Genomic DNA, 7,745 nt, shown 5'->3' with positions numbered 1-7,745 from the left:
CCGGCCCCCGCCGCCGCCGTTCCAGCCGCTGCCGCGCCGGGCGTCGGGCGGCGAGCCGCTGTTTCTGGCCGGCTGGCACTGGCAGGCGCGCACCTTGCGCGCCCGCGCGGCGCAAGCCGTGGCCCAGGGGCGGCCCACCGAACTGCTGCTGCTGACCCCCAGTTTCCTGCCGCATCGGCGGACCCGCGCCGCGGGCGGCTGGTGGGAACAATGGGGCGGTGTTTGGGGCGCCTCGCTGCCCAGAGACCCGCCTGTCATATTTCTGAGCAAGAATGCGCGCATTCTGCGCGAGCGAGGAAATTTGCCTGGACGGCGGAGCGAGATCAGCGGAAAATCGCCGCAAAACGCAAAAATTGAATCGCTTTAACATTTTAAAGGAACGACTGTGCCGGCCAGGCGCTTGTTGCGCAGGCGCCCGCAAAAAGGGATAAATGCCCTGCGTCGGTGCAGAAATCAGGAGACCGAATTCATGACTCGCAAAGTCACCAAGGCCATCTTCCCCGTGGCTGGACTGGGCACCCGCTTTCTTCCCGCCACCAAGAGCATTCCCAAGGAGATCATGACCTTGGTGGATCGCCCGCTGATCCAATATGCCATCGACGAGGCACGGGCGGCAGGGATCGAGGAGTTCATCTTTGTCACCTCGCGCGGCAAGGGCGCGCTCGAGGATTACTTCGACCACGCCCATGAGCTCGAATCGAGCCTGAAGAAATCCGGCAAGAACGAATTGCTGGACATCCTGCGCTCGACCAACATGGAATCGGGCGCCATCGCCTATGTCCGCCAGCACAAGGCGCTGGGGCTGGGCCATGCCGTCTGGTGCGCCCGCCGCCTGGTCGGCGACGAGCCCTTTGCCGTCATCCTGACCGACGACGTCATCATGGGCGAGCCGCCCTGCCTGCAACAGATGATCGAGGCCTATCAGGAAACCGGCGGCAGCATGGTCGCCACCATGGAGGTTCCGGCCGAGAAGACCAGGGCCTACGGCGTGCTGGACGTGTCCGAGGACATGGGCGCCATCGTCCGCGCCCGCGGCATGGTGGAGAAGCCCAAGGACAACCCGCCCTCGAACCTGGCCGTGATCGGCCGCTACATCCTGGCGCCCTCGGTGCTGAGCAACCTCAACAAGCTCAAGCAGGGCTCGGGCGGCGAGATCCAGTTGACCGACGCCATCGCCGACGAGATCGCCGAGGGTCGCGACGTGTTCGGCCTGCGCTTCCGCGGCCAGCGCTTCGACTGCGGCTCGAAGGCGGGCTTCCTGCAGGCGACCGTGGCTTTCGGCCTGGCGCGCGACGATCTGAGGGATGAATTTGCCGACTATCTTTCCGACGTCCTGGCAATGCGCAAGGCGGCGGAATAAGCGGGCATGACGAACAAGGTTCTGGTGACCGGCGGCGCGGGCTATATCGGCTCGCACGCCTGCAAGGCATTGCGCGCGGCGGGCTTCGAGCCCGTCACCTATGACAATCTCTGCACCGGCTGGCGGCAGGCGGTGAAATTCGGCCCCTTCGAGCAGGGCGACCTGCTGGACCGGGCCCGGCTGGACGAGGTCTTTGCCCGCCACAAGCCCGTCGCGGTGATGCATTTCGCCGCGCTGAGCCAGGTCGGCGAGGCGATGCGCGAGCCGGGCAAGTATTGGCGCGGCAATGTCAGCGCCTCGCTGAGCCTGATCGAGGCGACGCTGGCGGCGGGGGTGCGGAATTTCGTCTTCAGTTCGACCTGCGCCACCTATGGCGACCATGACGGTGTCGTGCTGGACGAGACGACCGCGCAGACGCCGCTGAACGCCTATGGCGCCTCCAAGCGCGCGATCGAGGACATGCTGAAGGATTTCGGCGCCTCGGACGGGCTGAAATCGGTGATCTTCCGCTATTTCAACGTGGCCGGCGCCGACCCGGATGCCGAGGTGGGCGAGTTCCACCAGCCCGAGACGCATCTGATCCCGCTGATCCTGGACGCCATCGACGGCAAGCGCGCGGCGCTGACCATCCACGGCACGGATTATCCGACCCCGGACGGCACCTGCATCCGCGACTATGTTCATGTGATGGACCTGGTGGACGCGCATGTGCTGGGGCTGAAACACCTGCTGGACGGCAAGGTGGCCGAGGGCGGGCACGAGGTCTTCTGCCTGGGCACCGGCAACGGTTTTTCGGTGCGCGAGGTGATCGACCATTCCCGGCATGTCACCAACCGCCCGGTGCCGCTGACCGAGGGGTCGCGCCGTGGCGGCGATGCCGTCAAGCTGGTCTCGGGCAGCGAGAAGGCGGTCTCGGTTCTGGGCTGGAACCCGGCGCGCTCGACCCTGCCGCAGATGATCGGCGACGCCTGGCGCTGGCACCAGAACGGCGGATATGAGGCCTGACCCGGCGGTTCTGCTGGATGTCTCGCGGCTGATCTCGCGGCTCGGCGGTGGCCCGGCGACGGGCATCGACCGGGTCGAGGCGGAATGGCTGGCCCATCTGCAAGACCGCCCGCATCTGCTGCTGTGCCGGGTGCGGCGCGGGCAGTTGCTGCTGCCGCCCCAGGCCGGGGCGGCGATCCTGCGCTGGCTGGGCGGGGCGCTGGACGACCTGCCGCCGCCCGACCTGCTGGACCGGCTGCGCGGGCGGCGCACCCTGGCTGCGCGGGCCGAGGCGGCTTTGCGCGGCATGGCGCTGGCACGGGCCGGTCGCGACGGGCGGGGCCTGGGCCGCGCCGCCCAGGCGCATCTGGGGCAGGGCGTCTACGTCAACGTCGGCCATGCCAACCTGCAACCGGCGCTGCTGGCGAACCTGCGCCCCCTGCCGCGGGCGGTGCTGATCCACGACACCATCCCGCTGGACCATCCCGAATTCACCCGTGCCGGCCAGGCCGGGAAGTTCCGCGACCGCTTCGCCGCCGCGCTGGGGCAGGCAGAACTGATCCTGACCGTTTCGCAGGCCACCCGCGCCGATGTGCTGCGCTGGCGCGAGCGGCTGGGGCTGCCGGGCCATGCGCCGGTCGTCGCCGCGCCCATCGGCACCAGGCTGGCCGCGCCCGATCCGGCCGGCCTGCCGGCCGGCCTGGACCTGTCGCGCCCCTTCTTCATCACCCTGGGCACCATCGAGCCGCGCAAGAACCACGGGCTGCTCCTGGACGCCTGGCAGTTGCTGGAGCGCGGGCCGAAGCCGCCGCAGCTGTTCGTCATCGGCCGCCGCGGCTGGGAGAATCGCGCGGTCTTTGCCCGGCTCGACCGCCTGCCGCCGCGCGGGCCGGTGCAGGAGCTTTCCGACCTGGACGACGGCGCGGTGGCGGCGCTGCTGAACCGCAGCCATGGGTTGCTGATGCCCAGCCGGGCCGAGGGCTTCGGCCTGCCGCTGACCGAGGCGGCCGGGCGCGGCATCCCGGTCCTGGCCACGCCCTTGCCGGCGGCGCGCGAGATGCTGGGCGATTACGCGACCTGGCTGTCGCCCGACGCCCCCGCCGACTGGGCGGCCGAGATCGCGCGGCTGGCGGCCGCCCCGCCGCTGCGGCGGCCGGCCTGGCCGGTGCCGGCCTGGGACGGGCATTTCGCGCATTTCCACGCAGGGTTGAGCGAAACATTGCGCCTCTCGGAGGTTGCGTCTATGTGACGGGCAGTAAAAGGTAAAAAGAGTTCCCGTGCCGCGCCCGTTCAGGATTATCCGGCGTAAACTGAGGCTCCGCGCCCGCCGTCAATGGCTGCTGGGGCGCGCGATCCGCCGTCGCCGGCAGTTGCATCCGGTCTGGGACCGCACCGCCCGAATCGCGCCGGGCGACATCCTGCTGTTCATGACCATGCGCAACGAGGCGCCGCGCCTGCCGTGGTTTCTGGACTATTACCGGGCGTTGGGCATCCGGCACTTCCTGGTGGTGGACAACGGCTCGCAGGATGGCGGGCGCGAATACCTGGGCGAGCAGCAGGACGTCTCGGTCTGGCTGACCCATGCCAGCTACAAGGCGGCGCGCTTCGGCATGGACTGGATGAACTGGCTCTTGCACCGCCATGGCGCGGGGCATTGGTGCCTGACGGTCGATCCCGACGAATTCCTGGTCTATCCCCATCACGACACCCGGCCCCTGCAGGCGCTGACCGACTGGCTGGACGCCAGCAACATCCGCGCCTTCTCGGCCATGCTGCTGGACATGTATCCCCAGGGCTCGCTGGCCGCCGAGCCCTATCGCGCCGGGCAGGATCCGTTCCAGATCGCGCGCTGGTTCGACCCGGCCAATTACGTCATCCGCAAGAACGGCGAATACGGCAACCTGTGGATCCAGGGCGGGCCGCGGGCGCGGGCCTTCTTTGCCGACGATCCCGAAAACGCCCCGGCGCTGAACAAGATCCCGCTGGTGCGCTGGCAGCGGGGCCAGGCCTATGTCAGCTCGACCCATATGCTGCTGCCGCGCTCGCTGAACCTGGTTTATGACCAGGACGGCGGCGAAAAGGCCTCGGGTTGCCTGCTGCATGCCAAGTTCCTGTCCAGCTTCGTCGAGAAATCCGCCGAAGAGCTGAGCCGGCGCCAGCATTACGCCGACAGCCAGGAATACCTGGCCTATCACGCCGGGCTGCGCGACGACCCGGATTTCTGGTGCGAGCAGTCCTGCGCGCTGCGGGACTGGCGCCAGCTCGAGGATCTGGGCCTGATCTCCAAGGGGAACTGGGCATGAGCGACGCGCCGGTGCGGCTGGGCGTGGTCATGCTGTGCCACGAGGAACTGCCCATCGCCGCCCGCATGGCGCGGGTCTGGGCCGAGGGCGGGGCGGCGGTCGCGGTCCATGTCGATGCCCGGACGGCCGAGGATGCGGTCCGGCCCATGCGCGCCGGGCTGGCCGACCTGCCGCAGGTGCTGTTCAGCCCGCGCCATCCCTGCGAATGGGGCACCTTCAGCCTGGTGCGCGCCACGCAGGACGCCGCATCCCTGCTGCTCGGGCGGTTCGGGGACGTGACGCATGTGCTGGTCGTCTCGGGCGCCTGCCTGCCCTTGCGGCCGGTGGCGGATCTTTGCGCCTATCTGGCGTCGCATCCCGGACGCGACTTTATCGAAAGCGTGACGGCCGAGGATGTCGGCTGGACCGTCGGCGGGCTGAACGAGGAACGCTTCACCCTGCATTTCCCCTTTTCCTGGCGGCGCCGGCACAAGCTTTTCGACCGCTATGTCGCGCTGCAGCGCCGGCTGGGCTACAAGCGCCGCATCCCGCGAGGCCTGGTGCCGCATCTGGGCTCGCAATGGTGGTGCCTGACGCGGGCCACGCTGGGCGCGATCCTGGCCGATCCGCGCCGGGCCGAGTTCGACCGCTATTTCAGCCGGGTCTGGATCCCGGACGAAAGCTATTTCCAGACCCTCGCCCGCCGCCATTCCAGAAGCATCGAAAGCCGCTCGCTGACGCTGGCCAGGTTCGACGACCAGGGCAAGCCCTATATCTTTTACGACGACCACCTGGAGCTTTTGCAGCAATCGCGCTGCTTTGTCGCGCGCAAGATCTGGCGGGGCGCGGATCGGCTTTACCGGCATTTCCCGCCGGCCGAGGCCGCGGTCCCCCCGGCCGCCGAGCCCCGGCCCGAGCGGGTAGAACGCATCATCGCGCAGGCGGTGGCGCGCCGGCGGCTGGGCCGGCCGGGGCTTTACATGCAAAGCCGCTTTCCGCTGAAGGATCGCGAGAACGGCAAGACCGCCGCGCCCTATGCTCTGTTCCAGGGCTTCACCGACCTGTTCCCCGGTTTCGAATCCTGGCTGGCTGGGCGGATCGACGCCGATGTGCATGGCCATGTCTTCGCCGTGCAGGGCGTCGAGTTCGCCGGCCGCAAGCCGCTGGGGCCGGGGGCGCTGCCCGACAGCGCCGGGCTGCGCGACCTGGACCAGCGCGGCTTCCTGGCCAACCTGATCCGCAGCTCGCAGCGGATGCAGGCCTGGCAATTCAGCCCGCGCGACGGGCAGGAAATGAACTGGTTCCTCGCCACCGATCCCAATGCGCGCATCTTCGTCGTCACCGGCGCCTGGGCCGTGCCGCTGCTGCATTCCGACATGCCCTTCGACGACATCCGCCGGGTCGCTGCCATCCTGCAACGCACCGAACTGGCGCAGATGGAGGTGCTGAACTCGGTCTGGCTCAAGGCGCGCACGCAGGTCTGGGATCTGGGCGATGTCTGCGCCCGGCCCGCGGCCGTGCTGGGCGGCGTCCTGCAAGGGCTGGGCGGCGATGCCCGCGCCGCCGCCGACCTGCCCCGGATGTGCGACATCGCCGGCATGGGGCGGTTCCTGCAAAGGCTGCGCAATGCCGGGCTGCATCCGCGGCTGATGGGGGATTTCCCGGTGGCCGATCCCGCCCCGCCGACCAGCCAAGGAAACCCCGCGCCATGACCCAGCCCTTTCGCAGCTTCGTCATCTTCGCCGAGATGCGCACCGGCTCGAACCTGCTCGAGGCGACGCTGAACGCCGTCAAGCGCGTCACCTGCTTTGGCGAGGCCTTCAACCCCTACATGATGGGCTGGCCCGACAAGGACGAGCTGAAGGGCATCACCATGGCCGAGCGCGAGGCCGATCCCCACCGGCTGCTGGCCGCGATCTTCGACAAGCCGAACCACCTGCCGGGGTTTCGCTATTTCCACGACCACGACCCGCGCGTCTTGGACGCCATCATCGAGGATCGGTCCTGCGCCAAGATCGTGCTGACCCGCAACCCGGTGGACAGCTATGTCTCGACCGCGCTGGCGCGGGCGACGAACCAGTGGAAGCTGAACGAGACCGAGACCCCGATCCCCGCCGCCGTGCGCTTCGACGGCGCCGAGTTCCGGCAGGCGGTGGGCGAGATCGAGGCGTTCCAGCTGAAGGTCATGCACCGGCTGCAAGTGACCGGCCAGGCCGCCTTCTGGCTGGGCTACGAGGATCTGCGCGACGCCGAGGTGATGACCGGCCTTTTGCACTGGCTGGGCCGCACCGACCTGGAGCGGGTCGAGCCGGCCAGCGACCAGGTGCCGCAAAACCCGCGCGAACTGTCCGAGAAGGTCGAGAATTTCGACGAGATGCAGGCGGAACTGGCGCGCCTCGACCCGTTCATGCTGCGCCGCATCCCGAATTTCGAGCCGCGCCGCGGTCCCGCCGTGCCCTCGTTCCTGGGGGCCGAGGCGGGCAGGGGGCTGATCTTCATGCCGGTCAAGGGCGGGCCGACCGGCCGGGTCTCGGACTGGCTGCGGGCGATGGGCGAGGTCGCGGGCGATTTCACCCAGGCCAGCCTGCGGCAATGGAAGCGCCAGCATGGCGGCCATCGCAGTTTCACCGTGCTGCGCCATCCGTTGCTGCGGGCCTGGAAGGCGTTCGAATCGCTGACCCAGGGCAGGAATGCCGAATTGCGCGACCTGCTGCGGCGGATCCATCGCGTGCCGCTGCCGCCCGATCCCGAGCTTGCGGCGCTGGACCAGGGCCGCAAGGCCGAGCTGTTCGCGGCCTTCCTGGACCTGCTGCGCCGCAACCTGAACGGCCAGACCACGCTGCCGACCTATCCCGGCTGGGCCAGCCAGTCCGAGGTGCTGGCCGGTTTCGCCCGTCTCGGCGCCCCCGACATGGTGCTGCGCGAGGCGGACCTGCCGCGCGAGCTGTCCTGGCTCGCCGCCAGCGCCGGCATCGGGGCGCCGGCCGAACCGCCCAAGGCCGAGCCCTTCCCGGATTTCCTGAACGACCAGGAACTGCGCGCCGCGGCGAAAAGGGCCTATCTGCGCGACTACGTCGCCTTCGGCTTTGCCGGCCAGCCCTAGCCTGGCCCGGCCCAGC

At 69.0% G+C, this 7,745-nt stretch carries 6 protein-coding genes and 1 pseudogene; all 7 read left to right on the top strand.

Annotated elements, in window-relative coordinates; genetic code table 11:
- Nucleotides 1-367 (top strand): annotated as a pseudogene (locus FE811_RS12540) (hypothetical protein); the annotation flags it as partial.
- A 102-nt stretch (nucleotides 368-469) separates the two neighbouring features.
- Complete coding sequence (locus FE811_RS12535; protein ID WP_036752388.1) at nucleotides 470-1,360, top strand: UTP--glucose-1-phosphate uridylyltransferase; 891 nt, start codon at nucleotides 470-472, stop codon at nucleotides 1,358-1,360.
- Nucleotides 1,361-1,366: 6 nt separating this feature from the next.
- Nucleotides 1,367-2,365, top strand: a complete 999-nt coding sequence (gene galE, locus FE811_RS12530) for a UDP-glucose 4-epimerase GalE (protein ID WP_116222045.1) — start codon at nucleotides 1,367-1,369, stop codon at nucleotides 2,363-2,365.
- Nucleotides 2,355-3,593 (top strand): glycosyltransferase family 1 protein, encoded by a 1,239-nt coding sequence (locus FE811_RS12525; RefSeq protein ID WP_116222046.1) that lies wholly within the window; start codon nucleotides 2,355-2,357, stop codon nucleotides 3,591-3,593. Before galE ends, FE811_RS12525 begins: the two co-directional genes overlap by 11 nt.
- 28 nt (nucleotides 3,594-3,621) lie before the next feature.
- Nucleotides 3,622-4,647 carry a glycosyltransferase family 2 protein gene (locus FE811_RS12520; protein WP_083539053.1) on the top strand — a complete coding sequence of 342 codons (1,026 nt, stop codon included), beginning with the start codon at nucleotides 3,622-3,624 and terminating at the stop codon, nucleotides 4,645-4,647.
- Nucleotides 4,644-6,338, top strand: coding sequence for a beta-1,6-N-acetylglucosaminyltransferase (locus tag FE811_RS12515; protein WP_181180862.1), 1,695 nt, complete (start codon nucleotides 4,644-4,646; stop codon nucleotides 6,336-6,338). Before FE811_RS12520 ends, FE811_RS12515 begins: the two co-directional genes overlap by 4 nt.
- On the top strand, nucleotides 6,335-7,729 hold the full coding sequence (locus FE811_RS12510) for a hypothetical protein (protein WP_116222047.1): 1,395 nt from the start codon (nucleotides 6,335-6,337) through the stop codon (nucleotides 7,727-7,729). Before FE811_RS12515 ends, FE811_RS12510 begins: the two co-directional genes overlap by 4 nt.
- The last annotated feature ends 16 nt before the right edge of the window (nucleotides 7,730-7,745 follow it).

Origin of the sequence: Paracoccus sp. FO-3, from assembly GCF_006386455.1 — a bacterium.
Lineage (GTDB): Bacteria > Pseudomonadota > Alphaproteobacteria > Rhodobacterales > Rhodobacteraceae > Paracoccus > Paracoccus versutus.
Note: the sequence above shows the minus strand (reverse complement) of the source record. Positions and strands in the feature narration are given on the sequence as shown.

Excerpts from the sequence above, each read along its gene's own strand:
- FE811_RS12535 (WP_036752388.1), top strand. The coding sequence starts at position 470 with ATGACTCGCAAAGTCACCAAGGCCATCTTCCCCGTGGCTGGACTGGGC.
- galE (WP_116222045.1), top strand. The coding sequence starts at position 1,367 with ATGACGAACAAGGTTCTGGTGACCGGCGGCGCGGGCTATATCGGCTCG.
- FE811_RS12525 (WP_116222046.1), top strand. The coding sequence starts at position 2,355 with ATGAGGCCTGACCCGGCGGTTCTGCTGGATGTCTCGCGGCTGATCTCG.
- FE811_RS12515 (WP_181180862.1), top strand. The coding sequence starts at position 4,644 with ATGAGCGACGCGCCGGTGCGGCTGGGCGTGGTCATGCTGTGCCACGAG.
- FE811_RS12510 (WP_116222047.1), top strand. The coding sequence starts at position 6,335 with ATGACCCAGCCCTTTCGCAGCTTCGTCATCTTCGCCGAGATGCGCACC.